At 67.7% G+C, this 26,707-nt stretch carries 27 protein-coding genes, 1 tRNA gene and 1 pseudogene; 22 read left to right on the top strand and 7 right to left on the bottom strand.

Features of this window, described 5'->3' with window-relative positions; genetic code table 11:
• Nucleotides 1-82: 82 nt before the first annotated feature.
• Both BLQ77_RS00945 and BLQ77_RS00940 read left to right on the top strand, forming a co-directional pair.
• Nucleotides 83-280: a hypothetical protein gene (locus BLQ77_RS00945; RefSeq protein WP_089954331.1), complete on the top strand. Its 198-nt coding sequence runs from the start codon at nucleotides 83-85 to the stop codon at nucleotides 278-280.
• A 158-nt stretch (nucleotides 281-438) separates the two neighbouring features.
• A complete protein-coding gene (locus tag BLQ77_RS00940) occupies nucleotides 439-900 on the top strand; it encodes a GNAT family N-acetyltransferase (RefSeq protein WP_089954328.1) in 462 nt (153 codons plus the stop codon).
• 9 nt (nucleotides 901-909) lie between these two features.
• Here the strand turns inward: BLQ77_RS00940 and lipB are convergent, their stop codons facing one another.
• Nucleotides 910-1,560, bottom strand: a complete 651-nt coding sequence (lipB, locus tag BLQ77_RS00935) for a lipoyl(octanoyl) transferase LipB (RefSeq protein ID WP_089954325.1) — start codon at nucleotides 1,558-1,560, stop codon at nucleotides 910-912.
• A 245-nt stretch (nucleotides 1,561-1,805) separates the two neighbouring features.
• Here lipB and BLQ77_RS00930 point away from each other — a divergent pair, with 245 nt between their 5' ends.
• Nucleotides 1,806-3,524, top strand: a complete 1,719-nt coding sequence (locus tag BLQ77_RS00930) for a peptidoglycan-binding domain-containing protein (RefSeq protein ID WP_089954323.1) — start codon at nucleotides 1,806-1,808, stop codon at nucleotides 3,522-3,524.
• Between the two features lie 155 nt (nucleotides 3,525-3,679).
• A tRNA-Leu gene (locus BLQ77_RS00925) sits at nucleotides 3,680-3,766 on the top strand.
• A gap of 210 nt (nucleotides 3,767-3,976) precedes the next feature.
• On the opposite strand, the gene BLQ77_RS00920 is transcribed toward BLQ77_RS00925, so the two are convergent.
• Nucleotides 3,977-6,571 (bottom strand): CheR family methyltransferase, encoded by a 2,595-nt coding sequence (locus BLQ77_RS00920; protein WP_089954321.1) that lies wholly within the window; start codon nucleotides 6,569-6,571, stop codon nucleotides 3,977-3,979.
• Nucleotides 6,572-6,650: 79 nt separating this feature from the next.
• On the opposite strand from BLQ77_RS00920, the gene BLQ77_RS00915 reads away from it, so the two are divergent.
• Nucleotides 6,651-7,112: a response regulator gene (locus BLQ77_RS00915; protein ID WP_089954319.1), complete on the top strand. Its 462-nt coding sequence runs from the start codon at nucleotides 6,651-6,653 to the stop codon at nucleotides 7,110-7,112.
• Between the two features lie 78 nt (nucleotides 7,113-7,190).
• Here the strand turns inward: BLQ77_RS00915 and BLQ77_RS00910 are convergent, their stop codons facing one another.
• Nucleotides 7,191-8,960, bottom strand: a complete 1,770-nt coding sequence (locus BLQ77_RS00910) for a putative bifunctional diguanylate cyclase/phosphodiesterase (protein ID WP_089954316.1) — start codon at nucleotides 8,958-8,960, stop codon at nucleotides 7,191-7,193.
• A 402-nt stretch (nucleotides 8,961-9,362) separates the two neighbouring features.
• Between BLQ77_RS00910 and BLQ77_RS00905 the strand changes: the two genes are divergently transcribed.
• The 7 genes from BLQ77_RS00905 to BLQ77_RS00875 all read left to right on the top strand — a co-directional run bounded on the left by BLQ77_RS00905 (nucleotide 9,363) and on the right by BLQ77_RS00875 (nucleotide 15,646).
• On the top strand, nucleotides 9,363-9,986 hold the full coding sequence (locus tag BLQ77_RS00905) for a TetR/AcrR family transcriptional regulator (protein WP_008883772.1): 624 nt from the start codon (nucleotides 9,363-9,365) through the stop codon (nucleotides 9,984-9,986).
• A 101-nt stretch (nucleotides 9,987-10,087) separates the two neighbouring features.
• The gene (locus BLQ77_RS00900; RefSeq protein WP_008884539.1) at nucleotides 10,088-11,266 is read left to right on the top strand and encodes an ABC transporter substrate-binding protein; all 1,179 of its coding nucleotides are present in this window, start codon (nucleotides 10,088-10,090) and stop codon (nucleotides 11,264-11,266) included.
• A gap of 74 nt (nucleotides 11,267-11,340) precedes the next feature.
• On the top strand, nucleotides 11,341-12,210 hold the full coding sequence (locus BLQ77_RS00895) for a branched-chain amino acid ABC transporter permease (protein ID WP_089954313.1): 870 nt from the start codon (nucleotides 11,341-11,343) through the stop codon (nucleotides 12,208-12,210).
• A 4-nt stretch (nucleotides 12,211-12,214) separates the two neighbouring features.
• Entirely contained in the window at nucleotides 12,215-13,198 is a 984-nt protein-coding gene (locus BLQ77_RS00890; RefSeq protein ID WP_089954310.1) for a branched-chain amino acid ABC transporter permease, read from the top strand.
• Nucleotides 13,195-13,956 (top strand): ABC transporter ATP-binding protein, encoded by a 762-nt coding sequence (locus tag BLQ77_RS00885; protein WP_089954308.1) that lies wholly within the window; start codon nucleotides 13,195-13,197, stop codon nucleotides 13,954-13,956. The genes BLQ77_RS00890 and BLQ77_RS00885 overlap by 4 nt, the downstream gene beginning before the upstream one ends.
• Nucleotides 13,943-14,662: an ABC transporter ATP-binding protein gene (locus BLQ77_RS00880; RefSeq protein ID WP_089954304.1), complete on the top strand. Its 720-nt coding sequence runs from the start codon at nucleotides 13,943-13,945 to the stop codon at nucleotides 14,660-14,662. Before BLQ77_RS00885 ends, BLQ77_RS00880 begins: the two co-directional genes overlap by 14 nt.
• A gap of 15 nt (nucleotides 14,663-14,677) precedes the next feature.
• A complete protein-coding gene (locus tag BLQ77_RS00875; protein WP_089954301.1) occupies nucleotides 14,678-15,646 on the top strand; it encodes a dipeptidase in 969 nt (322 codons plus the stop codon).
• A gap of 99 nt (nucleotides 15,647-15,745) precedes the next feature.
• Here the strand turns inward: BLQ77_RS00875 and BLQ77_RS00870 are convergent, their stop codons facing one another.
• Entirely contained in the window at nucleotides 15,746-17,260 is a 1,515-nt protein-coding gene (locus BLQ77_RS00870) for an MDR family MFS transporter (RefSeq protein WP_008883960.1), read from the bottom strand.
• A gap of 142 nt (nucleotides 17,261-17,402) precedes the next feature.
• Between BLQ77_RS00870 and BLQ77_RS00865 the strand changes: the two genes are divergently transcribed.
• The gene (locus tag BLQ77_RS00865; protein WP_242661591.1) at nucleotides 17,403-18,032 is read left to right on the top strand and encodes a MarR family winged helix-turn-helix transcriptional regulator; all 630 of its coding nucleotides are present in this window, start codon (nucleotides 17,403-17,405) and stop codon (nucleotides 18,030-18,032) included.
• Nucleotides 18,033-18,145: 113 nt separating this feature from the next.
• On the opposite strand, the pseudogene BLQ77_RS28620 reads toward BLQ77_RS00865, so the two are convergent.
• Nucleotides 18,146-18,694, bottom strand: a pseudogene (locus BLQ77_RS28620) (GntR family transcriptional regulator); the annotation flags it as partial.
• Between the two features lie 256 nt (nucleotides 18,695-18,950).
• On the opposite strand from BLQ77_RS28620, the gene BLQ77_RS00855 reads away from it, so the two are divergent.
• The 7 genes from BLQ77_RS00855 to BLQ77_RS00830 all read left to right on the top strand — a co-directional run bounded on the left by BLQ77_RS00855 (nucleotide 18,951) and on the right by BLQ77_RS00830 (nucleotide 24,719).
• Entirely contained in the window at nucleotides 18,951-21,311 is a 2,361-nt protein-coding gene (locus BLQ77_RS00855) for a Tex family protein (RefSeq protein WP_089954293.1), read from the top strand.
• Between the two features lie 228 nt (nucleotides 21,312-21,539).
• Nucleotides 21,540-22,286 (top strand): septum site-determining protein MinC, encoded by a 747-nt coding sequence (minC, locus tag BLQ77_RS00850; protein WP_224948645.1) that lies wholly within the window; start codon nucleotides 21,540-21,542, stop codon nucleotides 22,284-22,286.
• A complete protein-coding gene (gene minD, locus BLQ77_RS00845; RefSeq protein WP_089954286.1) occupies nucleotides 22,283-23,131 on the top strand; it encodes a septum site-determining protein MinD in 849 nt (282 codons plus the stop codon). Before minC ends, minD begins: the two co-directional genes overlap by 4 nt.
• A complete protein-coding gene (gene minE / locus BLQ77_RS00840; RefSeq protein WP_008885621.1) occupies nucleotides 23,128-23,409 on the top strand; it encodes a cell division topological specificity factor MinE in 282 nt (93 codons plus the stop codon). Before minD ends, minE begins: the two co-directional genes overlap by 4 nt.
• A 133-nt stretch (nucleotides 23,410-23,542) precedes the next feature.
• Complete coding sequence (locus tag BLQ77_RS28375) at nucleotides 23,543-23,758, top strand: hypothetical protein (RefSeq protein WP_131821974.1); 216 nt, start codon at nucleotides 23,543-23,545, stop codon at nucleotides 23,756-23,758.
• On the top strand, nucleotides 23,758-24,117 hold the full coding sequence (locus BLQ77_RS00835) for a hypothetical protein (protein WP_089954283.1): 360 nt from the start codon (nucleotides 23,758-23,760) through the stop codon (nucleotides 24,115-24,117). Before BLQ77_RS28375 ends, BLQ77_RS00835 begins: the two co-directional genes overlap by 1 nt.
• 26 nt (nucleotides 24,118-24,143) lie before the next feature.
• On the top strand, nucleotides 24,144-24,719 hold the full coding sequence (locus tag BLQ77_RS00830; protein ID WP_089954281.1) for a hypothetical protein: 576 nt from the start codon (nucleotides 24,144-24,146) through the stop codon (nucleotides 24,717-24,719).
• Here BLQ77_RS00830 and BLQ77_RS28615 read toward each other — a convergent pair.
• Both BLQ77_RS28615 and BLQ77_RS00825 read right to left on the bottom strand, forming a co-directional pair.
• Nucleotides 24,700-24,873: a hypothetical protein gene (locus tag BLQ77_RS28615; protein ID WP_165616996.1), complete on the bottom strand. Its 174-nt coding sequence runs from the start codon at nucleotides 24,871-24,873 to the stop codon at nucleotides 24,700-24,702. The genes BLQ77_RS00830 and BLQ77_RS28615 overlap by 20 nt on opposite strands.
• Before the next feature lie 198 nt (nucleotides 24,874-25,071).
• On the bottom strand, nucleotides 25,072-25,542 hold the full coding sequence (locus BLQ77_RS00825) for an Lrp/AsnC family transcriptional regulator (RefSeq protein WP_089954278.1): 471 nt from the start codon (nucleotides 25,540-25,542) through the stop codon (nucleotides 25,072-25,074).
• 126 nt (nucleotides 25,543-25,668) lie between these two features.
• Between BLQ77_RS00825 and BLQ77_RS00820 the strand changes: the two genes are divergently transcribed.
• The gene (locus tag BLQ77_RS00820) at nucleotides 25,669-26,157 is read left to right on the top strand and encodes an RrF2 family transcriptional regulator (protein ID WP_089954275.1); all 489 of its coding nucleotides are present in this window, start codon (nucleotides 25,669-25,671) and stop codon (nucleotides 26,155-26,157) included.
• A gap of 142 nt (nucleotides 26,158-26,299) precedes the next feature.
• Entirely contained in the window at nucleotides 26,300-26,605 is a 306-nt protein-coding gene (locus tag BLQ77_RS00815) for a hypothetical protein (protein WP_131821973.1), read from the top strand.
• Nucleotides 26,606-26,707 lie beyond the last annotated feature (102 nt).

The following is a 26,707-nucleotide window of genomic DNA, read 5'->3' as shown; positions in this document are numbered from 1 at the left end:
GCTAGGATTGTCTCATCTGCCGAACCAATTTCCGGCGCCGCATTTCCAGATTCGACATTTCCGCCAGGAGGGGCTGCCACCCATGACCTGCATCGACCACCGGACGCCGTCCTTTTCCGTATCGCGCAGGATCGCGCGCATCTTCGAGACCCCCTTCACGCGTCGCCAGCGCCAGCTTGCAGAGCGCATCGCCTCGCTGCGGGCGCTGACCGACGAGGAGCTCGCCCGGCTCGGGCTGCGGCGCGACGAGATCCTCGCCCACGTCTTCCGCGCGCGCTGATCCCGGCGCGCGCCCGTCACAAACGCTTCGCTCCTGTCCCGACCGGAAGCGTTTGCTCCTGCACGGTGTTGCTCCCGCCCGTGTCAGGCTATGGTGACCGGAGCGGCGTTCTCCCCGGAACAGGCCGCTCCGGTCATTCTTTTGCGGTGGGAGGGGCCATGCAGGACAGGGACGACGCCATCACTCCGGGCTGGGTCGCCGACTTGGCCGAGATCGGCGAGCTGGTGTCCGGCGCCTATGGTCATTACGTCGAGCGCATGGAGATGCTGCCCGGCCCGATGCGCACTGATTACGCCGTGCCGCTGGCGGCGGGGCAGATCGAGGTGCTGCGCGCCGACGGTCGCATCGCGGGGCTCCTGGTGCTGGTGCCCGAGCCCGAGCACATGCTGCTGGACAACGTCGCCGTGGCGCCATGGGCGCAGGGCAGGGGCTTCGGGCGGCGTCTCATGGACCATGCCGAGGCGCGGGCGCGGGCCGCCGGGTATGACCGCATCACGCTTTATACCCACGTCACCATGGTCGAGAACATCGAGATCTATCTGCGGCGCGGCTATGTCGAGACGCATCGGGCCGAGGTCAACGGCCTGCACCGGGTCTACATGGCAAAGCGGCTGGGCTGAGCGCGCGGCTCAGTCGCCGAAGATCTCGCCGAAGCTGCGCTTCAGGGCGACGTCCACGTCGGTCATGGTCACCGGCAGGCCGAGATCGACAAGGCTGGTGACGCCGAAATCGGTGATTCCGCAGGGCACGATGCCGGAAAAGTGCTCGAGCTCGGGTTCGACGTTGATCGAGATGCCGTGGAAGCTCACCCATTTGCGCAGGCGGATGCCGATGGCGGCGATCTTGTCCTCGGCCATGCTGCCGTCGGGCAGGCGCGGGCGCTCGGGGCGTTCGACCCAGACGCCGACGCGGCCGTCGCGGATGTGGCCGGTGACGTTGAACTCGGCCAGCGCCGCGATCACCCATTTCTCGAGGTTCTGCACGAAGCAGCGGATGTCGCGGCCGTGGCGGTTGAGGTCCAGCATCACGTAGACCACGCGCTGGCCGGGACCGTGATAGGTGAACTGGCCGCCGCGCTTGCTCTCGAACACCGGGAACCGGTCGGGATCGCGGAGGTCCTCGTGGCGGGCCGAGGTGCCGGCGGTGTAGAGCGGCGGGTGCTCGACCAGCCAGATCGCCTCGTCGGCCTCGCCACGTGCGATGGCCGCCGCCCGGTCCTCCATGAAGGCAACCGCGTCCTCGTAGCCCGTCAGGCCGTCGCTCGTGATCCATTCCACCATGCCGAGCGGGCTAGGCCCGCGCGCCGCCGTCGTCAAGATCCCACGCGCAGCGAGGGGTGGCGAGGGGCCGCGAGGGCCATTCAGGGCGGGTATTCCAGACCTCCGGCCTCCCTGAGGGGCATCAAGGGTTGACAGAATCGTGATCGCCGCAAACCCTGACTGCATTCAATGCGCAACGACCTGTCCCAGCGGGCGCGCCGCCAAGAATTTGCGACATGCTTGCTTTTCATCAGAGGAGATTTCCTGTGAAACGCATCCTTGTTTCCGGACTGCTGACTGCCAGCGTCGCCCTTACCCCGCTTCCCGCCCTTGCCGACAACGCCTTCGTGGGCGGTCTCGTCGGCGGTTTCATCGGCAGCGCCATCGCCAACCAACCCAAGACCCAGCGCGTCTACCGGGCGCCGGCCAGCAGCTCCCGCAAGACCTACAGCAGCAGCAAGTCCACGAAGAGCAGCTCGGTCAGCAGTTACGAGCGCCAGACCAACCGCGACACGCAGTCCGCACTCAACTACTTCGGCTTCAACGCGGGCTCTGTCGACGGTGTCATGGGCAGCCGGTCGCGGTCGGCGATTTCGGCCTATCAGGGGCACATGGGCTACACCCCGACCGGGCAGCTCACCCAGTACGAGCGCGACTTCCTGATCGGCTCCTACCACCGCGCGCAGGCGGGCGGACCCGCCACGTCGCAGCTCATCGCCTCGAACCCGCTCGGGGTGAAGGGGCTGCTGGTGGCCTACCGCGACGAGCAGATGAACGGCGGTGGCACCACCGCGACCTCGTCGATCGGCGGGCACTACGGGCTGCCGAGCGTCGTCGCCGCGGCGGTGAACGAGATCGCCAAGAGTTCGGACCCCACCGCCGAGCAGCTGGTGCAGCGCCACGGCTTCATCCAGCTCTCCGACATCAACGGTGATGGCCAGACCGATTACATCATCGACACCTCGGTCACCGGCTCGGCCTTCTGGTGCAGCGCCCAGAGCTGCATGGTGCGGGTCTTCGCCTCGACCCCCGACGGCTACGAGCGCAACGACTTCCAGGCCTTCAACGTGACGCCGGCGATGTTCACCTGCCAGCGCGGCACCTGCGCCAAGACCGGCAGCAACACCACCACCGCCGCAGCCCCCGCGATGCCGGTGCCGCAGGCGATCCCGCGCGATCCCGGGCCGCAGATGGCGGCGATGCCGGTGCCCTCGGCCACGCCGGCGGTGCCCGCGACGACCGCCGCGGTGAACGCGGCGCCCGCCCTGCCGAACTTCTTCGGCGGCGCGGCCCCGGTCGAGGCCTCGCTGGCCTCGCATTGCAACAGCGTGAACCTCGTGACCTCGACCAACGGCGGCTATATCACTGCCGACACGCTCACCGACCCGGCGGCGGCGCTGGGCGAGCAGCTCTGCCTGACCCGCACCTATGCCATCGCGGCGGGCGAGACGCTGATGTCGCAGGTGGCCGAATCCTCGCCGCAGCAGATCGCCGAGCAGTGCGGCACCTTCGGCGCGCTGCTCAAGGAGCAGGTGGCCTCGGTCTCGCTGCAACCGCGTGACCAGGTGCTGGCAAGCGTGGGCCAGTTCGTGCTGTCGACCGGGATGACCCCGGCGCAGCTCGAGAAGACGGCGCAGATCTGCCTCGCCTCGGGCTACAAGACCGACGACATGGGCACCGCCATGGGGGCTGCGCTGATGCTCGTGGCGCTGGGCAAGGGGCCCTATGCCGAGCTTCTGGGCCACCACCTGAGCCAGGGTTTCGGCGCCAGCCAGCGCTCGGACCTCGCGGTGAGCTGGTACGACCAGGCGCTGTCGGCGCTCGACGCCGGTGCGACCCCGGTCTTCGGCCCGGGCCAGCCCGAGCGGGCGGGGCTGCTGCGCAAGGCGTCGATGATGCTGGGCGGCAACAGCGGGCTTGCCGGGCAGGATGCACCCAAGGTCACGCAGGCCTCGGCGGTGCCGGTGTTCAAGCTCGCCGACTGATCCGGGTCAGCTTCCGGGACATCGCGCGGCGGCGTCGCAAGGGGCCGCCGCGTCGCTTTTCGGGGCGAGCGGAAAAAATCTTCGGCGGGATGTGATTTCCCTCTTTTCTTCCCCGGCGGGCTTTTGTAGAGAGCGCTTCACCAAGTCAAGACAGTGCGGTCGTGGCGGAATTGGTAGACGCGCAGCGTTGAGGTCGCTGTGGGGTAACTCCCGTGGAAGTTCGAGTCTTCTCGACCGCACCATTTACCCGGAGAGGGTTGCAGGCGCAGAGGCGTCAGCACATCCGGGTCACAGTTTCCCACTTAGACAAAGCAAGACACCCCTCGGGTGAGTTGTGTCAGATCACCGCGCGGATCGTCCGGCGCGGATGCAGGACGCACGTCGTCACACCGGGCATGCGAAGGGCAGGCGTCGACCCCGCTCGCGCCCCCGCTGCGGTTGCCGGGCAGGCGTCAGAGGCTGCCCTCCTCCTGGTCGGAAACGTGGGGACGGAAGATGATGAAGGCGCCCGTGGCCTTGCCCGAGCGGCCCTCTTCGATGATCGGCTGGATCTCGACCGACAGCGGCTCGTTCTCGAACAATCCGTGCGCGCTGATCGGCTCGAGGTCGAGCAGCACCCGCTCCACCGCCTCGGGCAGGTCGATGAAGTCGAAGCGCGGGCCGATGACGCTGAGCTTTCGGTTGATGTCATGCGGCTCGAGCGAGAACCGCCGGGCCCCCAGCCCGCTGAACCGCTTCACCAGCATTTCGTCATTCACCACGATCAGGCCGAGCCTGAGGATCTGGAACAGGTGCTCCGTCTCCTTGTTCAGCGAGGAGAGGTCGAGAATCTTGCGCTCGTGCTCGGCGCCGACGGCGACGAGTTCCTTGTTCGCCGCGTGCAGCTCCTCGTTCGATGCCTGCAGTTCCTCGTTGGTGGCCTGTAGCTCCGCGTTGGAGGCCTGAAGCTCTTCGCCGCTGGCCCCGAGTCGCTCGGTGACGTGCTGCAGGGTCTCCTCGGTCAGCCGCAGGTCGCGTTCCAGCTCGTGCACGCGCTTGGAGAGCACCATCGCGTCTTCCGAGTTGGTACCCTCGGCGTCGCCGCCGTAGTCCTGCGGCTCGTCGTCGGCCTCGGCCTCGAGCCGCAGGCGGATCAGCATGAGGCGCGGCTTGTTGACCTTGTCGAGCGGCTCGAAGGTCAGGGTCACCGGCTGCGCCACGTCCTTGCCCATGTCGACGTCGACCCGGCGCGAGAACACCTCGAAATCGCCGGCACGCAGCTTTTCGAGCGCCACGTCGATCACGAAATGCAGGTCGCGGTGCAGGATGTGCTCGACCGACCATTCGGTGAGGTCGCTGCGGGTGTCGACAAAGGCGCTGGCGGCGCCGAACCAGCTCAGCACCTCGCCCTCGGAGGTGACGAGGAAGGACGAGGGCGCGTAGTTCTTGAGCAGCAGGTCGTAGGAGCGGAACAGCGCCTCGCGCCCGCGCATGTCGGCGAACTCGCGCAGCACCGGCGACATCCGCGACCGGGGCACGGGGGCGTGGTCGTCATTGGCCGGCATACGCCCCGTGGCCCGGCGGCTGAGCCGGTTCGGCAGCATGGTCCGGTCGAAGACGCGCCGGCCCGAGGCCTTGCGGAACAGCCGCCAGCGCGGGTTGATCGTGTCGAACTCCTCGCCGAAATGGCCCAGCGTCTCGGACGGTCCGAGGAACAGCACGCCATGCTTCTTCAGCCCGAAGAGGAACATCGAGATCACCCGTGCCTGCGCCTCTTCGCGAAGGTAGGTCAGCAGGTTGCGGCAGGACACGAGGTCGAGGTCGAGGAAGGGCGGATCTTTCAGCGCGTCATGCACCGAGAAGATGATCTTCTGCCGCAGCGAGGGCACGACCGTGTAGACGTTGGCGCGCCGGTCGAAATACTTCCGCCGCAGCGGCTCGGGGATCTTATGCACCGCGTCCGCCGAGTAGGCGCCGGCCGAGGCGAAGTCGATCGAATGGCGGTGCACGTCGGTCGCGATGATGCGGAAGCCGCGCAGGTCGCCGGCCGCCTGCAGCGCCTCGGTCATCTCGATGCCGATGGTATAGGCCTCTTCGCCGCTGGCGCAGCCCGCCACCCAGATTCGCAGCGGCTCGTCGGACTGCGAGCTCTCGATCATCGGCCGGATGACCTCGTCGCGCAGGATCGAGATGGCCTCGGGGTCGCGGTAGAATTCGGTCACGCCGATCAGCAGGTCCTGGTAGAGCTCGTCCACCGCTTCCGCTGAATTGCGCAGCAGCTCGAGGTATTGCGACGGGTCGTCGATCCCCCGCAGATGCTGGCGGTGGGTGATGCGGCGCTGGAGGTTGGTCTCCTTGTAGGAGCCGAAGTCGAGGTCGTGCTGCTTTTCCAGAAGCTCGAGGATCGACTGGTTCAGCGATTGGTCGAGCCCGGTGCCAATGTGCGGCGCGGTGCGCTGGCCGGTGGTGAAGATGTCGCGAATCGCGTTGGGGATGTCCGCCGCGTCGGCGATGCGGTCGTGGATGCCCAGCGACAGGATGGCGCGCGGCATCGACGGGAAGTCGGCCTCCTGCGGGGTCTGCACCAGCAGCGCGCCGCCCGAGGCGTGCAGGATCTGTGCCCCGTTCGAGCCGTCGCTGCCCGAGCCCGAGAGGATCACCGCGGCGGTCTTCTCGCCCCCGCGCGAGGCCAGCGAGGCCAACATGCTGTCGATGGGCAGGTGCGGGACCTGGTCGGCCTTGCCATAGGTGAAGGTGCGGAAGACGTCGGCCTCGACCACCGAGCCGGTGTTGGGGCGGTTGAGGTAGATGGTGTCGGGCGTGATCGGCAGCCCGTCCTCGATATGGCGGATCTTGAGATGGGTCGTGCGCGCCAGCAACTCGTCCATGACCGGGCGGTAGTCCGGCGACAGGTGCTGGATGATGATGTAGCACCAGCCGAGACTGTCGGGCGCATTGGTGAAAAACGCCTCCAGCGGGTTGAGCCCGCCCGCCGACGTTCCGATTGCGACGATCGGAATGCGCTCGGTTGCCTCGTCGCCACCGCGATCGTCTTCGAAGTCGGACATACCACCATCCCGTTGACATCTTGTCGTAACAGGAAACGTAACACATGGTGTGGCTGTCACAACTATCGGATGATCGTGACTGGCGCGACTTCTGATCGCCGATGACGATTTCGAATACAGCGAAGCGTTCAGCAACGGCATGACGGCCATCGGGCACGAGGTCATGACCGCGCGGAGCGCTGACGAAGCGCTGGAACTTCTCATCGCCGAGGACGGCGCCTTCGATTTCGTCTCCCTCGATGTCGTGATGGACAACGGCGGGGCCATCAGCCCGCTGCACCGGATCCGCGACCGCAGGGATGCACTCCCCGTCGTGATCATCACCGGGCGGGCCGAGATCGTGAACTCGCCGCTTTTTGTCAACGGGCTGCAGCTGGCGCAACGGCGGGTGCGCAAGTCGACCAAGCTCAGGGACCTCGCCGATCCGGTCAAAGCCCTGGTCGGGACCTGTGGACGGCATCGACCTCGCACGGACGGCGGCCCGGCGCTATCCCGCGCTGCCGGTGCCGCTGATCACCGGGCTCGGCAGCACCCGTCGTGAGACCGCGGATTTCGTGGTGGTCCGCAAGCCGGTGCGGCTGCCGGTGCTGGCCAACGCGATCCACACGGGGGTGGCGGCTCAGAATTCCTCGAGCGGGGCGGCGGGGGAGTAGAAGTAGCCCTGCGCCATCTGGCAGCCGAGCTCGCGCAGGGTGTTGGCGGTCTCGATGTCCTCGATGCCCTCGGCGATCACCTCGAGGCCCAGGGTGCTGGCGATCTCGATCAGGGCGCGTGCGAAGATCGCGTCGCGCGGGCCGCGGGTGATGCCATCGACATAGCTGCGGTCGAGCTTGATGATGTCCACCGGCCAGTTGCGCAGGTGGGCAAGCCCGCCGTAGCCGGTACCGAAATCGTCGAGCGCGACCTTGGCGCCGCGGCTGCGCATCTCGGTCAGGTTCTGGAACACCGGACCGTTGATGGCGCCGAGCATGGTGTTCTCGGTCACCTCGATCACGATCTGGCGCCATTGCACGGCGTAGCGGTTGAGTTGCGACTGCAGGTCGAAGACGAATTCCTGCTTGATGAGATCCACCGTCCCGAGGTTCAGCGCGAGTGTCTCGCTCTGGTAGCCGGGGCGGCGGGCGAACTGCTGCAGCGCGTCCTCGAAGAGCAGGCGTGTGAGCTTCTCGGCCAGCTCCGGCGCGGCGAGGATCGAGGCAAACTCCTCGGGCGCCAGCACGCCGCGCTGCGGGTCGATCCAGCGCACCAGCACCTCGAACCCGCAGATGCGGTCGGTGGCAAGGTCGATGACCGGCTGGAAGAACGGCCGCAGCTCGTTGTTGTGCAGCGCCTTGAGAAAGCGCGGGCGGATCAGCATGGCGCTGAAGTTCTCGTGGCTGTCGGGGTCGAAGATCGCCCCCGAGTACTTGCCCGAGCTCTTGTTGGCATAGAGCGCCGCATCCGCCCCCTGCAGCAGTTTCTCGACATCCGGGCAGACGCTGGACTTGAGCGCGCAGCCGATGCTCACATGCCCGAGGTTGGGCTTGCCGAGCCGGGCCGCGGCGCGCTGCACGTCGCAGGCGCACCCCAGCATGAGGCGGTCGAGATAGGGCTCGGGCTGCTGGTTGGGGATCGGCACCAGCGCCGCGAATTCGTCGCCGCCGATGCGGCCGACAACGGCGGCGTTGGGCAGCGCCCGGACGATCGCCAGCGCCACCTCGCGCAGGTAGCTGTCGCCGAACTGGTGGCCGTAGACGTCGTTCACCGATTTGAAGTTGTCGACGTCGATCATCATCATCGCGAAGGGCTGCTCGGCCTTGCCGATCCGCTCTGCGCATTTCAGCTTGAAGGCGTGGTGGTTGAGGATACGGGTCAGCCCGTCGAGCTCGGCCAGCTGCGACATGCGGCGGATCTCGTCGGCAAGCTCGAGCTCGAGGATGCGCAACTCGAGCCATTGCTGGATCGACTGCCCGATCAGCAGCCCGGCGCGCGTGCCGTATTCGAGGTGAATGTCGCACTGCTTGGCGCCGGGGGCGAATTTCAGCGCGAGGATGCCATAGCGGGCGCCGGTCTTGGAGGTCACCAGCGAGGCGGTGAAATTGCCGTTCGGCCCGGTCTCGATGAAGTCGGGGCGGGTGTGCGAGGGCCTGGCGGCCAGCGCCGCTTGCCACTCGGGAACCTCTGGCAGGCGCAGCGACCAGCACAGCGTCGCGATCTTGTCCGCCTCCTGCCGTCCGACGGCGATGGGGCACAGGTGAGGGAGCCCCTTCGGCAGGATCGGGATGAACTGCGCCCCGGTGATGTGAGGTGACAGTAGAACCGAAAGAACGCCCTCGATCTGGCGTTCGAGATCCTGCGCCGCTGGGCTGCCGTCCCGATGGTCATGCTGGAGGTCTGGCGCAGGCGTCAAGGCTTCCGTCTTTCTTAACTGCGGTCCAGAGACGATCGTTACGTGGGTCCGCGCCAACCGGTGCGCGGTGTCGGGTGCGACTGTTCTGTGACGTGAGTGTTAAAAATCTCTTAAGACTCCTGCGATCCTCATCGGCTGCGTTGTCCGGGCATCATCATATTCAACCTATGGTAATCGTTGTCTATGCGTCAAGTCCGGGACCAATTGGGGGTAACTTCAGGCCTGCCCGGTGAAAGATCGCCAGAGTGTTCCGGGTGGCGGCCGTCCGGGCGCCGCGATGGACCGGTCTGCTGCCAAAAAAGGCAGAGGTCGGGCGAATCCGGGGGCGGGCGGAAAAAGGCTTGGACGAAGCTTGACAGAATCATAAAAACAAACTGACCTGTTTGTAAGTTTGGAGCGATCATGACCGTCAAGAAGCGCAGAACCCAGGATCAACGTAGCGCCGAGACCCGCAAGCTGCTGCTCGCGGCCACCGTGCGCTCGCTGATGGAGGTGGGCTACGCCAACACCAGCACCGCGGGGATCGCCAAGCGGGCAGGAGTCTCGCGCGGGGCGCAGACGCACCACTACCCGGGCAAGATGGACCTGATCGTCGCCGCCACCGAGGAGATGTTCGAGAACTTCGCCGCCGGTCTCGAGGCGCTGTCAGCGGACCTGCGCAGCGGCGTGCTGACCTATGACGGCTTCTTCGACGCGCTCTGGACCGAGGTCCTCAAGGGCGACTGGTTCTATTCCTCGCTCGAGATCATCGTCGCGGCCCGCGGCGACGCGGAATTGCGCGGCCGGCTCGCGCCGCTGATCCTGACGCTGCACGAGCGGCTCGAGGCGACATGGGCACACAGCTTCGTGGCGGTGGCGCCCGAGCGGGTCTCGGCGCGCTCGGCGCTGAATCTCGTGATGAACGTGTTCCGGGGCATGGCCGTGCAGGCCGTCCTGCGGCGCGACGAAGGCTATTTCATCGACATGCTGCAAGCGCTGAAGGCGATCCTCGCGGTGCACGTCAAACCGGTCTCTCAAGAGGGCTGACGAAAGAAACAAACAGTCCATCCGGTTTCTACATGGGCTCCGGCCCCAATCAAAAGCGGCAGCAAGCCGCGCTCGGAACCGACATCCAACAGGAGAACAACATGAAAAGAGTCGCAACCCTGCTTGCCACCCTCGCCGTCGCGGCGGTGCCGGCATTCGCGCAGGACGCAGAGTGGGAGACCGAGGGTCTTTCCGACGACGCGATCACCATCGGCGTGATGGGCCCGTTCTCGGGCAACGCCTCGTCCTACAGCAAGGCGCTGGTGGGCATGATGGCCTATTACGACAAGATCAACGAAGAGGGCGGGGTGCACGGACGCAAGCTCGTGGCGGTGCAGGAAGACACCGCCTGCGACAGCGCCAAGGGGCTCGCCGCCGCCAAGAAGCTGATCTCGCAGGACAAGGTGTTCATGCTGCAGGGCAACTCCTGCTCGGGCGTGGCCGTGGCGCTGCGGCCCACCATCGAGGACGCGGGCCTGCCGTGGATCGTCGCCCACGCGGTGAGCGACTCGATCTCGGACCCGCTGGCGAAGAACATCTTCCACGGCGTGCCCACCGGCCGCGCCAACGGCCGGGCCATGGCGGCCTTCGTGCTCTCGAAGCCCGACACCGGCAACGTCGCCATCATCGAGCACTCGAACGACTGGGCGCACAGCTACTCGAACCCCGCGCGGGAGTATCTCGAGGAGAACGGCGTCACGCCCTCGCTTGAGCTGATCATGGAACGCGGCCAGACCGACGCCACCGCGCAGGTGCTGAAGCTGCGGCAGGAGAAACCCGACTTCATCATCGCGGCGCTCTACGAGGCCGAGACGGCGATCTTCCTGCGGGACCTGAAGAAATACGGCATGGGCGACGTCCCGGTCATGGGCACCGCGGGCACCGACCTCGAGAACACGCTCAAGCGCACCGGCGATTTCGACACGGTCAAGAACTACTACGTGATCCACTCCTACGTGGACAATCTCGACGGCCCGCTGATGAAGCCGTGGGGCGACATGATCCACAAGTACAACCCGGATGAAGAGCTCTCGACCTTCTCCTTCGTCTCGATCGGCTCGGCCGAGGCGCTGGTCGCCGCGCTCGAGGCCGTGGGGCCTGACCTCACCCGCTCCAAGCTGATGGCGGCGCTGGAAGAGGTGCGCGACTTCGACACCGGCATCCTCTCGGACCCGATCACCTGGACCCCCGAGGACCACCAGGGCGTCAAGGGCTCGGCCGTGGCGGGCTTCGTCGACGGCGAACCGACCGTCCTGAAGGCCTGGGGCCAGCCCTACTGATCACTCCCCCCGACTGCCGGGCGCGGCGCCGTTCGCGCCCGGTCTTTTCCGGGGTGTTCCAAGGAGCAGACAACATGCTGATGCAGCTGACTTTGGGAGGTCTCTCCCAGGGCATGATCTACGCGCTCATCGCGCTGTCGCTGACGGTGGTCTACCGCTCGACCACGGTGGTGAATTTCGGCCACGGCGACTTCGTCATGGCAGGCGCCTTCCTGTCCTACGTGCTGGTGGTGCTGGCGGGGGTGGCCTTCCTGCCCGCGGCGGCGCTGGCGATGATCGCGATGTTCGTGCTGGGGGTGATGTTCAACCGAGGCCTGATCCGGCCGATCCTCGGCGGGCCGCACATCGGGCTCGCGCTCATGTGCATCGCGGCGGGCTACGTGCTGCGCGGGCTGGCGCGCATGGTTTGGGGCCGCGAGGTGCTGCCGATGCCGCCGGTCTTCGACATGGACCCGATCTTCGTGGGCGAACTCGTGATCACCGGCGACGCGGTCTTCATCATCGGCACCGTGCTGGTGCTGCTCTTGCTGTTCTTCGGCCTGATGGCCATGACCGACCTCGGCAAGATGGTGCAGGCGGTCTACCAAAGCCCGCGCGGCGCGCGCCTCATCGGGCTCAACGTCGACCGCTTCAACGATTTCTCCTGGGGCATCGGCGCGGCACTCGGGGCGCTCGGCGGCATCCTCGTGGCGCCGGTCTCGCTCCTGCACCCGGATCTGGGCGCATCGTTCCTGATCAAGGGCTTCGCGGCCATGACGCTGGGCGGCTTCGGCTCGCTGGGCGGGGCGGTGCTTGGCGGTGTGCTGCTGGGCCTCGCCGAGCAATACGCCGGCGCCTACATCGACAGCGCGCTGATCGAGATCACCGCCTACGTGGTCATCGTCGCGGTGCTGTTCATCCGCCCGCAGGGGCTCTTCGGCCGCAAGGCCGTGGTGAAGGTCTGATCCCATGAGCCAGACCATGCCCACCGCCACGCAACGCCGCCTGCGCACCTATGCCTTCTGGGCGGTGCCCGTGCTGCTGCTGCTCCTGCCGCTCGCCACCAACCCCTACACCCAGTTCATCGCCAACGGCATGCTGATCTCGGTGCTGGTGACGCTCGGCTTCACGCTCACCATCGGCAATCTCGGCCAGCTGGCCTTTGCCAACACCGCCTTCTTCGGCATCGGCGCCTACGCCTCGGCGATCCTTGCCGCCAAGCTCGGCGTGCCGTGGCTGCTGACCATCCCGCTTGCGGGCGCTTTCGGTGCGCTGGGCGGGTTTCTCGCCTCGGCTGCCGCCCTGCGCGGGATCCGGACCTACTATCTTGCGATCATCACGCTGGCCTTCGGCGAGCTGATGCGCTGGGCCTACCTGCACGCCAAGCCCGTCACCGGAGGCACCGACGGCATGCCGATGCCGCGCGAGGCGCTCTTCGGCATCTCGCTCGGGGACGACTCGCTGAAGTTCTACATCTTCCTCGGGGTGACCGTGCTGCTGGTGAAGGCGACGCTGAACCTCATGCGCTCGCGCTTCGGTCGCGCCGTGATGGCGGTGCGCGAGAACGAGATCGCGACGGCCTCGCTCGCCATCCCCACGGCGCGGGTGATCCTGGTCACCTTCATGTGGTCGGGCTTCGTCGTGGGGTGCGCGGGGGCGCTTTTTGCTCGCCACGTGGGCCACGTCTTCCCGGAAAGCTTCGGGATGCTGCACCTCATCGCCTCCTTCGCGATGGTGCTGGTGGGCGGGCTCGGCTCGGTGCTCGGCGCCGTACTGGGGGCGGTTCTGCTGACCGCGCTGCCGGAATACCTGCGCGCCTTCCCGGGCATGGAAGAGCTCTTCTTCGGCCTGATCGTTGCGGGTGTGCTCGTGGCCATGCCGATGGGGCTCGCGAGCCTGCTGCGCCGCCTGTCCCCCGTCTTCGTCGAACGTTTCTACCGGGAGGCCCCATGACCCTTCTCGACGTAAAGAGCCTGTCGGTCCGCTTCTCGGGGCTGACGGCGCTCGACGACGTGTCCTTCACCCTCGAGGAAGGCAATGTCCGCGCCGTCATCGGCCCCAACGGTGCCGGCAAGTCGACGCTCTTCAACGCGATCTCGGGCTACGTGACGCCCACCTCTGGCACCGTGCACCTGCACGGCCACGAGCTGACGCAGCTCACTCCGCACGAGATCGCCGAGCGCGGCATCCGCCGGACCTTCCAGAACGGCGGGCTGTTCCCGGCGCTGACGGTGCTCGAGAACGTGCTGACCGGGCTGCATGCGCAGACCCATGGCTCGTTCCTCGACATCCTGCTCGGGCGCTCGAAGGCGCTGAAATCCGAGGCCGAGAACATCCACCGCGCCCGTGAGCTGCTGAAGCTGATGTCGATGGAGCACATGGCCGACACCCGGGCGGGCGACCTCTCAGGCGGGCAGCAGCGCATCGTCGAGATCGTGCGCACCGTCGCTTCGGACCCGCCGGTCCTGCTGCTCGACGAGCCCGCCGTGGGGCTGTCGCCGGAGGCGCGCGCGCAGATGATGGAGATCATCCACCGTCTGGCGGGCGAGAAGGGCGTCGGCATCCTGCTCATCGAACACGCGGTCGAGCTGGTGATGGCCGCCGCCGACCGCATCCTCGTGATGGCGGCGGGCGCGCGCATCGCCGAGGGCACCCCCGAGGAAATCCGCGAAGACCGCGCCGTGCTGGAGGCTTACCTTGGACACTCCTGAACCGCTCCTCAAGATCCGTGACCTGCACGTGGGCTACGGCAAGAAACCCATCCTGCGCGGCGCCTCCTACGACGTGGTGCCGGGCGAGTGCCTGACCCTGCTGGGGGCCAACGGCTCGGGCAAGTCGACCTCGATGAACGCGATCTGTGGCTTCGTCCGTCCGACCTCGGGCTCGGTGCTTTTCGACGGGCAGGAAACCGCGGGCCTGTCGCCGCACCGGATCTTCGCGCTCGGCATCGCGCAGGTGAGCCAGGCGCGGGATCTGTTCCCCGACCTCACCGTCGAGGACAACCTGCGGCTCGGCGCCATGCGACGGGGCGGGCGGGAGCTGTCGCAGACGCTGACGCAGATCTACGACCGCTTCCCGCGTCTGAAGGAGCGCCGCAAGCAGGCCACCCGCACGCTTTCGGGCGGCGAACAGCAGATGGTTGCCATTGGCCGCGCGCTGATGTCCCGGCCGCGGCTCCTGCTGCTCGACGAGCCTTCGGGCGGGCTCTCGCCGCAGTTCTGCGAAGAGATCGCCCGCATCATCGACAGTCTCAAGGAGGACGGCGTGACCATGCTGATGGTCGAGCAGAACCTCAACCTCGCCTTCCGCGCCGCCGACCGCTTCATCGTCCTGAGGGACGGCGAGGTGGTGGACGGCGGCGACGTCCGCGCCATGGCGGGCGATCACGACGCCATCGTGCGCAATATCTATCTCTGACCGAAGGACCACCACATGACCACGCTGCACGACGATCTCATCGTCTTCGACGGGCTCATCATCTCGGACTGGGGTCGCCCGATCTTCGAGGCGATGGCAGCAGGCGGGCTCACCGCCGCCAACTGCACCTGCTCGGTCTGGGAGAATTTCCGCGACACCATGTCGGCGATCGGGGAATGGAACACCCATTTCCGCGAGAACGCCGACCTCATCGTGAAGGCGAAGACCGTCGCCGACATCCGCGCCGCCAAGGCCGCGGGCAAGACCGGCATCGTGCTGGGCTTCCAGAACACCGCGGCCTTCGAGGACCGGCTCGAGTTCATCGAGCTCTTCAAGGAGCAGGGCGTCGGCATCGTCCAGATGACCTACAACACCCAGAACCTCGTGGGCTCGGGCTGTTACGAGAGCACCGACAGCGGCCTCTCGGATTTCGGCCATGAGGTGGTGGCCGAGATGAACCGCGTCGGCATGCTCTGCGACCTGAGCCACGTCGGGCCCAAGACCTCGCAGGAGGTGATCCTCGCCTCGAAGAAGCCGGTGGCCTATTCGCATTGCCTGCCCGCGGGGCTCAAGGCGCACCCGCGCAACAAGTCCGACGAACAGCTCCGCTTCATCGCCGGGCATGACGGCTTCGTCGGCGTGACCATGTTCCCGCCGTTCCTTGCCGCGGGCAACGACGCGACGGTGGACGACTACGTGGCGGCCATCGACTACATCGTGAACCTCGTGGGCGAGGAACGGGTGGGCTTCGGCACCGACTTCACCATGGGCTACGGCGCGAAGTTCTTCGAGTATCTCAACCGCGACAAGGGCTATGCCCGTCAGCTCACCGAGATCTGGAAGGTGGAATTCCCCGACGGGCTCGGCTCCATCGCCGATTTCCCCAACCTCACCGCCGCCATGGAGCGCGCCGGCTGGTCCGAGACCAAGATCCGCCGGGTGATGGGGGAGAACTGGCTCAGCCTGCTCGACCGCGTCTGGTAAGGACCGGATACGACGAACCCCGACCGGGGGAGCATCCGGTCGGGGTCTGGAGCGCCTCGGGTCCTCCCAAACCGGTGGGCGCTCGGGAGCTGTTCCGTCTCAGCCCGAGAGCGGCAGCTCGCGGAGCATGATCGAGGCGAGGCAGGCCAGAACGGCAGCCGCCGCCGCGATCCAGAACACCGGGTGCAGGGCGTGGGAGATGCCCTCCATCACCTGCAGCCGCGTCTCGGGCGGCAGGGCGTTGACCATCTCGGCGCCGATGTTGCGAATTCCGCCCTCGGCCGCCAGCGGCAGCTGGCCGGCGAGGTTGCGGGCCATCCCGGTGCTGAACAGCGCGCCGAAGCCCGCGGTGCCGACGGCGCCGCCGATCAGCCGGAACATGTTGGCGCTGGCGGTGCCGACGCCCAGCATCGAGACCGGGATCGCGTTCTGGATCGCCGCCACGCCGATCGAATAGACCGGCCCGATCCCCAGCCCGATGCCGATCATCGACAGCGCGATCAGCCAAAGCGGGCTGTCGACCGAGAGCGTGGTCATCGACAACATCGCCACTGCCAACAGAGCGGTCGACAGCACCGGCAGCAGCTTGTAGCGCCCGGAGCGCGCCATGTAGCGGCCCGAGGCGATGGAGGCCGTCAGCAGCCCGCCCATCATCGGCACGAGGAAGAGGCCCGAGGTGGTCGGCGAGACGCCCTTCACCACCTGCAGGAAGAACGGCAGGAAGGTGATGGTGCCGAACATGCCCATGCCCACGAGGATGCCGACGAAATTCACCACCACGAAGGTGTTGTTGGCAAACAGGCTCATCGGCAGGATCGGCTCTTCCGCCCGGCGCTCGACCCGGATGAAGAGCGCCAGCGCGCTCAGCGCGATGACCGCGAGCGACAGCAGCTGCGGGCTGCTCCAGGCAAAGACCGTGCCGCCGGTGTTCGAGATCAGCACCAGCGAGGCCAGCAGCGTGGCCAGCAGTGCGCCGCCGGCGTAATCCACCGACTTGCGCCGGCGGTCGCTGCGGCGGGGCAGGGCTTGACTGAGGACAATGAAGGCGGCGAGGCCGACGGGAAAGTTGACGAAGAAGATCCAGTGCCAGCTCAGGTTCTGGACGAGGAAGCCGCCCAGCAGCGGGCCGATCACCGTCGAGATCCCGAAGGCGGCACCAAGGACGGCCTGCGCCTGTCCGCGCTCGCGGGCGGGCAGCAGGTCTCCGACCACCGCCATCGAGGTCACGATCAGCGCACCGCCGCCGCAGCCCTGGATGATGCGGCCGCCGATCACCATCCACATGTTCTGCGCCGTGCCGCAGAGCACCGCGCCAAGGATGAAGACGCCGATGGCCCATTGCAGCACCAGCTTGCGGCCGTAGAGGTCGCCGAGCTTGCCCGCCACCGGCGCGCCGATGGTCGAGGCCAGCAGGTAGGCGGTCATCACCCAGGTGATCTTGTCCATGCCGCCGAGGTCGGCGACCATCACCGGCAGCGCGGTCGACACGATGGTCTGTCCCAGAGACGCGAAGAGAAGTGTCGCCGCCACCGCCGCAAGCACCAGCCGGACAGGCACAGACTCCGCGGCCTCGGGCGTCGCGGCAATCGTGGCACTGCTGTCGAATGGCGCCATTGGCGCGTCTCCTTGGGGAAAGGACAGGTGCGGCCCGACGCGATCTGGTGCGCGCGGGACCCTTGGGGCAGAATGGAACTGTCCCTATATCTGTGCTGATGGCATTTATATGTCAATAGCACACAAAATGAACGAGGCGGGCTTGAGCCGGAGAGACGAGAAGCTGAAGGACGATCTGGAGCGGGCGGGCATCGCGCGCGAGGTGTCGCAGGCGGCGCTGGACGTGGACGCGATCCTGCAACGCTGGCGGCGTCGGGTGATGAAGCGCGAGCTGGGGCGCACCGCGCTGGACGAGCTCGGGCTGCCGCTTGATCTCGCGCAGCTCGACGTGCTGATGGCGGTGCGCGCGCCGGTGAACGAGTTCGGCGAGCAGGCGGATTGCGAGACCACGGTGGGCACCGTGGCGACGCGGCTCGCCATCGACCCCTCGCGCGCCAGCCGCATCAGCGCCGACCTGATCCGCCGCGACTTCGTGCGGCGCGCGGTCAGCCAGGAGGACGCCCGGCGCACGGTGCTCGAGCTGACCGAGTCCGGCGCCGCCATGGTCGAGGCGGTGCGCACCTACAAGCTCCTGGTGCTGGGCTCGTTCCTCCGCGACTGGACCGACGAGGAGGTCCAGACCTTCCTGCCCCTGCTCGAACGCTTCAGCGCATGGTCGGACCGCGCTTTCCAGCACAGCGCGCCGGTGGCCTCGCAGATCGCCGAGCTGCGCGAGGCGCTGGGCGGCGTCCCGCAGGGGCCCAAGTGCGACGAGGAGCGCGACGGGGCATGAGGCGCACGCTCTAGCGCCCGGTTTCGGACTGCGCGAAGGCCGCGTGGGGCGTGGCAGAGGCCGGTCGGCAGAGCCTCGGCCGCCGTGCCTCGAAGGTCATGCGCCCGGCTTTCATCCCCCAGACCGGCCGGCAGCACCGTCAGCGCGATGCCCGCGTCGCGCATCAGCGCGACGGTCTCGTGCAGCGCTTCGGGCGGCAGCATCGACAGCTTGGTGACGTGGCCGATGGTCACGCGGCCCTGCATCCCATGGGCGATGGTCTGCTTCGCCACCTCGTCGAGATGCCGCCCGCGCGTGTCGGGGTCGAAATCGCGGTGGCAGTCGAGATCCACGCCGAAGTCCTGCGCCATGGCGAAGACCCGCGCGATATGCCCCCTGGGATCGCTGTCGGTGTAGGGGCAGCCGCCGAGCAGGTCGGCGCCCGAGCCCAGCGCCTGCCGCAGCAGCTCTTCGGCGCCGCGGTTGTGGCGCAGCTCGACCAGCCCCTCAGCGGCAAGCCGTTCCAGCGCCTGCCGGATCAGCGTGCGGCTGGCGCCGAAGCGCTCGCCCAGCGAATCCTCGGGCAGCTTCATGCCCGGCAGCAGGGCGCGCTTGAGGATGGCCGAGCGCAGCGCGGCGCAGATCAGTTCCGAGCGGTTCTTCTGTGTCACGCGCGGCGCCATCGCGTTGGTCTTCCCGTATCTCGCCTGTCGGATGCAGAGGGCAGAGTGCCACCTTGGCCGGGCGGCCACAAAAAAACCGTGCGGCACGGGGCGGGGCCGGTGGCGGACATGCCGCGCCCCGTCACGCTACGTCACGCCGTGGCCCGGGAGGGCATCGGCGGGAAACCCCGAAATGATCGGCAAGGTCATGCGGGTCGGGCTTGGCGTGCGCCGGGCGTAGGGATACTACGGCAGTCTCGAACCAGAGGAGACCGTCTTGGACCAGACCGCCGAGCGCATCGCCCGCACCATCGCCACCGAGATCGCCGCCACGCCAAAGCAGGTCGTGGCCGCCGTGGACCTGCTCGACGGCGGCGCCACGGTGCCCTTCGTCGCCCGCTACCGCAAGGAAGCCACCGGCGGGCTCGACGACACCCAGCTGCGGACCCTGGGCGACCGGCTGGTCTACCTGCGCGAGATGGAAGCCCGCCGGGGCGCGATCCTCGAGACGATCAAGGGGCAGGGCAAGCTGACCGAGGAACTGGCGCGCTCCATCGCGCAGGCCGAGACCAAGGCCACGCTCGAGGACATCTACCTGCCCTACAAGCCCAAGCGCCGCACCAAGGCGATGATCGCCCGCGAGAACGGGCTCGAGCCGCTGCTGGCGGCGATCACCGGGAACCGCAATGCCGACCCCAAGCTGCTGGCCGAGCGTTTCGTCGGCGGGAACGTCGAGACGGTGAAGGCGGCGCTCGACGGCGCCCGCGACATCCTCGCAGAATCGCTGAGTGAGAACGCCGCCCTGCTGGGCCGCCTGCGCGAGTTCATGAAGCAGGAGGCGGTGATCACCGCCCGCGTGCAGCCCGGCAAGGAACAGGCCGGGGCCAAGTTCTCGGACTATTTCGACCACAGCGAGAAATGGCGGGACATCCCCTCGCACAGGGCGCTGGCGATCCTGCGCGCCTCGAAGGAAGAGATCGTCACCGTGGGCATCGAGCCCGAGCCCGAAACCGGGCCGGCGCGCGCGGTGGCCATCGTGGCGAAGGCCATCGGCATCCCCGGCGAAGGACCCGGCGACCAGTGGCTGCGCGACGCCGCGGGCTGGACCTGGCGCGTGAAGCTGAGCCTGACCATGTACGTGGACCTGCTGGCCGACCTGCGTCGGCGCGCCCACGAGGAGGCGATCAACGTCTTTGCCCGCAATCTCAAGGACCTGCTGCTGGCGGCGCCGGCGGGCAACAAGGCGACGCTGGGGCTCGACCCGGGCATCCGCACCGGGGTCAAGGCGGCGGTGGTCGATGCCACCGGCAAGCTGCTCGAGACCGCGACGCTCTACCCGTTCCAGCCAAAGAACGACCTGCGTGGCGCGCAGGCCGAGATCGCCCGGCTGGTGAAGCGCCACGGCGTCGAGCTCATCGCCATCGGCAACGGCACCGCCAGCCGCGAGACCGAGCGCATGGTGACCGACACGCTGAAGCTGCTCGAGGGGCCGAAGCCCACCAAGGTCGTGGTCTCCGAGGCCGGCGCCTCGGTCTACTCGGCCTCCGAGTTGGCGGCGAAGGAATTCCCCGACCTCGACGTGTCGCTGCGCGGCGCGGTCTCGATCGCGCGCCGCCTGCAGGACCCGCTGGCGGAGCTGGTGAAAATCACGCCGGAAAGCATCGGTGTCGGCCAGTACCAGCACGACGTCGACCAGCGCCTGCTGGCCCGCGCGCTCGAGGCGGTGGTCGAGGACGCGGTGAACGCCGTCGGCGTCGATCTCAACATGGCCTCGGCGCCGCTGCTGGCGCATGTGGCGGGGCTCGGGCCGTCGCTGGCGCAGAACATCGTGCTGCACCGCGACACCCACGGCGCCTTCCCCTCGCGCAAGGCGCTGATGAAGGTGCCGGGCATCGGGCCGCGCGCCTTCGAGCAGAGCGCCGGCTTCCTGCGCATCCGCGACGGTGCCGAGCCGCTCGACGCCTCGTCGGTGCACCCCGAGGCCTATGACGTGGCCCGCCGCATCGTGCAGGCCTGCGGCCGCGACATCCGCCAGATCATGGGCCAGCCCGAAGCGCTGAAGGGGCTGCGCGCCGAGCAGTTCGTCGACGACAGCTTCGGCCTGCCCACCGTGCGCGACATCCTGAGCGAGCTCGAGAAACCGGGCCGCGACCCGCGTCCGAGCTTCAAGACCGCGACCTTCACCGACGGCGTGGAAGAGATCACCGACCTGCGTCCCGGCATGATGCTGGAAGGCACCGTGACCAACGTCGCGGCCTTCGGCGCCTTCGTCGACATTGGTGTGCACCAGGACGGTCTGGTCCACGTGAGCCAGCTTGCCGATCGCTTCGTCAAGGATCCGCACGAGGTGGTGAAGGCCGGCGACGTGGTGCGCGTGCGGGTGACCGAGGTCGACGTGCCGCGCAAGCGCATCGGGCTCTCCATGCGCAAGGACGGCGGCGATGTGGCGGAACGCGGCGGCGACAGGGATCGCGGCCGGTCCGCATCGCGCGGGCGCGACGGCGGCGGGCAGGGCCCGCGGGGCCGTGACGGTGGCGGACAGGGGCCGAAGGGCCCGCGCGGTGGCGGCAAGTCGCAGGGCGGCGGGGCTCCCGGCGCGCTCGGTGCGGCGCTGCTCGATGCCATGAAGAAGCGTTGATGATGCGCTGAGCAGGGCAGGGGGCGCCCTTCGCCTCTTGCAGCACGGCAACGCGACAGTGTAGAGGCTCCGCTCGGCAGGGTTCGGCCAAATTTGGCGGGAACCTGCTCAAACCGTCCGGTCGGTGATTTCCCTGCTGCGGAGGCGCATGCCCCCGTACTAGGGATGAAAGATAACAAGAGCGCGAGCGAGTCGCGACACGGAACGAGAGCAGGAGCACAGAGCAAGGTGCCAGCACAGACCCCCCAAGGCCGGGGAGACGACGCCCCGGCGCGTGTCAGGCCATTCCAGATCCGCGGTCGCTTCATGACCGCGATCGCCATTCGTGTGGAAAGCGAAACCCCAAACGCCGCCTTCTTCGAGGCGCTCGACGCGCAGCTCGAGCAGTCGCCGCAACTTCTCGAGGGCGCACCGCTGGTGATCGACTTCGAAAAGGTGCCGGGGCTCGAGAACCGCATGCGCATCGGTGCGCTGGTCGACGAGCTTCGCAAGCGCAGGCTGCTGGTGTTCGGCGTGCAGAACGCCGGGCCGAAGCAGGTCGAGGCGGCCGAGGGGCTGGGCCTGATCCCGGTCAAGGTGGGCCGCGAGGCGCCGCTTCCCGAGCCCGCCACCCAGCGCAAGCGCAAGATCGACCGCCTGCTGCCGCCCGACAACCGGGTGATCACCCATCCGGTGCGCTCGGGGCAGATGGTGGTGGCCGAGCGCGGCGACCTGACGATCATCGGGTCGGTCTCCTCTGGGGCCGAACTGGTGGCAGCCGGCAACATCCATGTGTACGGGCGGATGCGGGGCCGGGCGATGGCGGGATGCCACGGCGACGAGAGCGCCCGCATCTTCTGCCAGAGCCAGAGCGCAGAGCTTCTGGCCATCGCGGGGCTCTACCGGACGAGCGAAAGTATCGGGGATGACCTGGGCAACTGCCCGGTGCAGGTCTTCCTCAAGGATGACAGGCTATGTGTGGAGGCGCTCGCATGACGACGCAACTCAAGGACAAGCCGCCCCTCGGAAAGATCATCGTGATCACATCCGGCAAGGGCGGTGTTGGCAAGACGACCTCGGCCGCGGCAATTTCCGCCGGACTGGCCAAGCTGGGACACAAGACCGTGGTGATCGACTTCGACGTCGGCCTGCGGAACCTCGACATGATCATGGGCTGCGAACGCCGCGTGGTCTTCGACTTCATCAACGTGATCCAGGGTGACGCGCGGCTGAAGCAGGCGCTGATCAAGGACAAGCGGCTCGAGACGCTGTTCGTCCTGCCCACGTCGCAGACCCGCGACAAGGACGCGCTGACCAAGGAAGGCGTCGAGGCCGTCCTGAACGAGCTCAAGGAAGAGTTCGACTACATCATCTGCGACAGCCCGGCAGGGATCGAGCGCGGCGCCCAGCTGGCGATGTACTTCGCCGACGAGGCCGTGGTCGTGACCAACCCCGAGGTCTCGTCGGTGCGCGACAGCGACCGGGTGCTGGGCCTGCTGGCCAGCAAGACCCATCGTGCCGAGAAAGGCGCCTCCGAGCCGGTGCGCCCGCGCGTGCTGATCACCCGTCACGATCAGGGCCGCATCGACAAGGGCGAGATGATGACCGTGGAAGACGTGCTCGAGATCCTCGCCGTGCCGCTTCTGGGCATCGTGCCCGAGAGCCAGGCGGTGCTGCGGGCGTCGAACGTCGGCGTGCCGGTGATCCTCGACGAGCCCTCGGCCGCGGGCAAGGCCTACGAGGACGCGGTGGCGCGGCTGACCGGAGAGGATGTCGAGATGAAGATCGAGAGCGAGAAGCGTCCGGGCTTCATCCAGCGGATCTTCGGGCGGTCCGCATGAGCTTGTTCGGTTTCTCCCTCAAGGCCCGCCGCCCGAAGTCGGCGCAGACCGCGAAGGACCGGCTGCAGCTGCTTCTCGCCCACGAGCGGTCTGCCGGTTCGGAGACTCCGGATTACCTGCCGCAGCTGCAATACGACCTGATCGCGGTGATCCGGAAGTACATGAACGTCAGCGACGACGACGTCGAGATCAAGATGGAGCGGGACGACGACGTCTCGAGCCTCGAGATCAATATAGAGATGCCCGCCACGTCCAAGGCACGCCCGGCCAAGCGCTGACCCGGCGACACGGCCCGCCGCAAGGCGGGCCCTGGCAGATCCAGTCCCCCCGGTGCCGGTGGCGCCGGGGGTGTTTCTTTTGGGGCCGTTGGCAAGGCGCGTCGGGGCGTTGTGCCGCTACCGGCAGCGCGCCATGGTGCTCACCGGACCTGGTCGGCCACTTCCACGAACATCTCCCGCGCGCAGAGCGCCGTCGCGCATCGAGCGGCTGCCGAACACGGTGGGCGTCGTCTTCAACACCGTCGATGCGGTCGCGGCGCTGGAAGAGCGCATCGAGACCTGCGCGGTCGACATCGGCTACGGCGCGGGCGTCTTCCCCGAGGCAGCGGCGCTTGACGCCACGCCCTGATGCGGATCCGGGACACGGGTTTCGAGAACCTCACCGGCCCGGCGCAGGGCGACATGCTGGCGGGCGATGCGGGCGACAACGTCACAGACGGCGGCGCGGGCAACGGCACGCTCACCGGCGGTGGTGGCGAAGACAACCTGCCAGGCGGCACCGGCGACGACAATCCCCTGAACGGCGCGGAGGTCGAGATCGCCGACAGCTTCGACGTCCCCGAGATCACCGATGTGGCCGGGCCCGACCCGGCGGTGACGCAGCAGGATCCCGGGGCCAGTCGCGTGACCGAAGCTGCAGAAGGGATGTGCAAAGCGCCGCCGGTGGCGCGTTTCGGCCCTTCTGTTCCGGGGGGAACTCTGGGATGAGGCAGATGAACCGGAAGGGAGCAACCATGAACCGCGACGACCGTCTACTGGCCTGCATGCAGAGCCGCCTCTCGCCCGCCGCTCGCGTGGCGTTCGAGGACGAGCTGGCCAGGGAACCGGGCCTGCGGGCCGAGCGAGCGGCGATGCGGGCGGCGGCGGATGCGCTGGGGGCGACGCCGGTGCCCGAGGGCGCGCGCAGCACCGGCCGGGCGCGGCTCTCGGACAGCATCGAGGCCGACCGCGCGCCCCGCGCCGCGAACGACAACCGCGGGCTGGCGCTGCTCAGGGTCGCGGGCATTGTCGCCGCTACGGTGGTGGTCTGGCAATTCGTCGTGGTCCCGCAGCTCCCGGGGCCGGAGACCGGCGGTTTCGTCCCGGCAAGCGAGATCGTGGCGACGCCGACCCTGCTGGTCGCCTTCACCGACGACGCCACGCTGGTCGAGATCACGGCGCTGCTGCGCGAGACCGGCGCCAAGCTCGTCGACGGGCCGAGCGCGCCGGGGCTCTACACTCTGGGCTTCACCGACGCGGCGGCGCTCGAGGCCGCCGAAGCGGCGTTGGGGGCGCGGCCCGAACTGGTGATCACCGTCTCCCGCCCCTGACCGGACCGCGCTGCGCCTGCTGAAATAGCGCCGCCGAGCGCCTGACCGGCAGCATGGTGTCGTGCATCACGTCGCTCGCGGTGGTGTCGTGGTCGCAGTGCATCCGGATGAAGGCACAGAGCGCGTCGTGGTGACGCTCGTACAGACGACGCATCGCCGCCCTGTCCCCCGGGCGACGCCTCGCAGCAGCAACAGATCGTCCTCGGGCCGCGACATGATGTGTCCGCAGAAACCTCACCTGCAATCTTGGCGTGCAGGGCGGGGAGTGCGGTCCGGCAATCCGCGCGATGCCAGGGGCGGCAGGTGCCGCAGCGCCAGCCGGCACGCGATGCCTGCGACGGGGCGGTCCCCGTCAGGCCGAGCGGGTGTCGATCGGCAGCACGGTCTCGGACTTGATCCGCTTCAGCGCGAAGCTGGCCGAGAGGCCGCGCACCGGGATCGCCTCGGTGATGCGGCTGCGGATGCGTTCGAAACCGGCCATGTCGCGGACCACGATGCGCAGGGCGTAGTCGTGGCTTCCCGCAAGTTGGTGGGCCTCCATCACCTCGGGGATGTCGGCGATCACCTCGGCAAAGCGCGCCTGCCAGTCGGCGCTCTGCTCGGGCGCCGAAACCTCGGCGAAGACGGTCAGGCCCAGCCCCAGCCGCTCCGGGTCGACCAGCGCGACCCGGCCGCGGATGATTCCCGCGTCCTGCAGCTTACGCACGCGCTTCCAGCACGGCGTCTGCGACAACCCGACCTGATCGGCGAGCCGCGCCAGCGGCGTCGCGGCATCGGCCATGAGGGTCGCAAGGATCTTGCGGTCGATACGGTCCAGCTCCATCGGTCAGCCTCGTTTGCGTGTCGGTGCTCCGAGGATGCCTCAAATTAACAATAAGTCTACCGAGTTTATCGTGAATTAACTAAATGACGACTTCTCCAGCCACGAATTTGGTGATTTACTCGTGATATGATCACCCAGAAGACCAAATATGCGTTGAAATCGCTGATGACGCTCGGGGCGCTCGAAAAGGGCGCGGCGCTGACCATCGAAGAGGTCTCGCAGCGCTCCGGCGCGCCGAAGCGATTCCTCGAGCATATTCTTCTGGATCTGCGCAAGGCGGGCTATCTCGGCGCGCGCCGGGGCCGGGCAGGGGGGTACTTCCTGATCCGCGAGCCGTCGAAGGTGTCGCTGGGCGAGCTCCTGCAACAGATCGACGGCCCCATCGCGCCGCTGCCCTGCCTGTCGCGCCGCTCTTACCGGCGCTGCGAGGATTGTGACGACGAGGAAACCTGCCAGCTCCGCCGGGTCTTCGGCGAAATCTTCTGGAGCTACCTGCTGCTGATCGAGTCGCTGACATTGCAGGACCTGCTGCGCGACCCGGTGGCTGCGGGCAAGGCGCTCGGTGAGCCCGGAGCCGCAAGGAACGCGGCCCCGGACGAGATTGCAGGAGAATGATTTTCCAAGCGGGCCGTGTACAACGAACGGGCCATGCTACCAAAAGACGACTATATCACTGGTGTTTTGTGTTATTGTGAGGTTGTAGCGAACACGAAGGGTGCCCCAGATGTCCGAAGCACGTTTTTCCAGGACCCCGCCTGTGGCTGTCACAGGTCTTTGCGAGGTGACCAGCGGCCCCAAGGGTCGGGGATCGTCGGCGTCTGACGAGGAGCCCCGTGAGGCAAGACGCGCCCTGCCGCGCGGCGCGGGCTTCGGCATCGCATCGGCCTTCGGCGGGCTCGGCATCGCCACCGGCATCACGGTCTGGGCGGCGTGCGGCGGGGTGGTGCTTGCGATCTTCGCCTGGCTTCTGACCCCGGCGCTGCTGCTGGGGGCACTCTACGCGGCCACCGTCCCGCCCGACGAGAACGACGCGCAAGACGGCGACGCGACGACGCCGCACTGAGCCCACCGGCACGCGAAGACAGCCACAGAAGGGCGCGCTGACAGCGCCCTTGCAAGGGGCACGGTGCAGGAATGACACATCGTCGGCCCCCGCATTTCCACG

The organism is Salipiger thiooxidans, assembly GCF_900102075.1.
In the GTDB taxonomy this organism is placed as follows: Bacteria; Pseudomonadota; Alphaproteobacteria; order Rhodobacterales; family Rhodobacteraceae; genus Salipiger; species Salipiger thiooxidans.
Note: the sequence above shows the minus strand (reverse complement) of the source record. Positions and strands in the feature narration are given on the sequence as shown.

Coding starts and splice junctions, on each gene's coding strand:
- BLQ77_RS00945 (WP_089954331.1), top strand. CDS start 83: ATGACCTGCATCGACCACCGGACGCCGTCCTTTTCCGTATCGCGCAGG.
- BLQ77_RS00940 (WP_089954328.1), top strand. CDS start 439: ATGCAGGACAGGGACGACGCCATCACTCCGGGCTGGGTCGCCGACTTG.
- lipB (WP_089954325.1), bottom strand. CDS start 1,560: ATGGTGGAATGGATCACGAGCGACGGCCTGACGGGCTACGAGGACGCG.
- BLQ77_RS00920 (WP_089954321.1), bottom strand. CDS start 6,571: ATGTCCGACTTCGAAGACGATCGCGGTGGCGACGAGGCAACCGAGCGC.
- BLQ77_RS00905 (WP_008883772.1), top strand. CDS start 9,363: ATGACCGTCAAGAAGCGCAGAACCCAGGATCAACGTAGCGCCGAGACC.
- BLQ77_RS00900 (WP_008884539.1), top strand. CDS start 10,088: ATGAAAAGAGTCGCAACCCTGCTTGCCACCCTCGCCGTCGCGGCGGTG.
- BLQ77_RS00895 (WP_089954313.1), top strand. CDS start 11,341: ATGCTGATGCAGCTGACTTTGGGAGGTCTCTCCCAGGGCATGATCTAC.
- BLQ77_RS00890 (WP_089954310.1), top strand. CDS start 12,215: ATGAGCCAGACCATGCCCACCGCCACGCAACGCCGCCTGCGCACCTAT.
- BLQ77_RS00885 (WP_089954308.1), top strand. CDS start 13,195: ATGACCCTTCTCGACGTAAAGAGCCTGTCGGTCCGCTTCTCGGGGCTG.
- BLQ77_RS00875 (WP_089954301.1), top strand. CDS start 14,678: ATGACCACGCTGCACGACGATCTCATCGTCTTCGACGGGCTCATCATC.
- BLQ77_RS00870 (WP_008883960.1), bottom strand. CDS start 17,260: ATGGCGCCATTCGACAGCAGTGCCACGATTGCCGCGACGCCCGAGGCC.
- minD (WP_089954286.1), top strand. CDS start 22,283: ATGACGACGCAACTCAAGGACAAGCCGCCCCTCGGAAAGATCATCGTG.
- minE (WP_008885621.1), top strand. CDS start 23,128: ATGAGCTTGTTCGGTTTCTCCCTCAAGGCCCGCCGCCCGAAGTCGGCG.
- BLQ77_RS28375 (WP_131821974.1), top strand. CDS start 23,543: ATGGTGCTCACCGGACCTGGTCGGCCACTTCCACGAACATCTCCCGCG.
- BLQ77_RS00835 (WP_089954283.1), top strand. CDS start 23,758: ATGCGGATCCGGGACACGGGTTTCGAGAACCTCACCGGCCCGGCGCAG.
- BLQ77_RS00830 (WP_089954281.1), top strand. CDS start 24,144: ATGAACCGCGACGACCGTCTACTGGCCTGCATGCAGAGCCGCCTCTCG.
- BLQ77_RS28615 (WP_165616996.1), bottom strand. CDS start 24,873: ATGCGTCGTCTGTACGAGCGTCACCACGACGCGCTCTGTGCCTTCATC.
- BLQ77_RS00825 (WP_089954278.1), bottom strand. CDS start 25,542: ATGGAGCTGGACCGTATCGACCGCAAGATCCTTGCGACCCTCATGGCC.
- BLQ77_RS00820 (WP_089954275.1), top strand. CDS start 25,669: ATGATCACCCAGAAGACCAAATATGCGTTGAAATCGCTGATGACGCTC.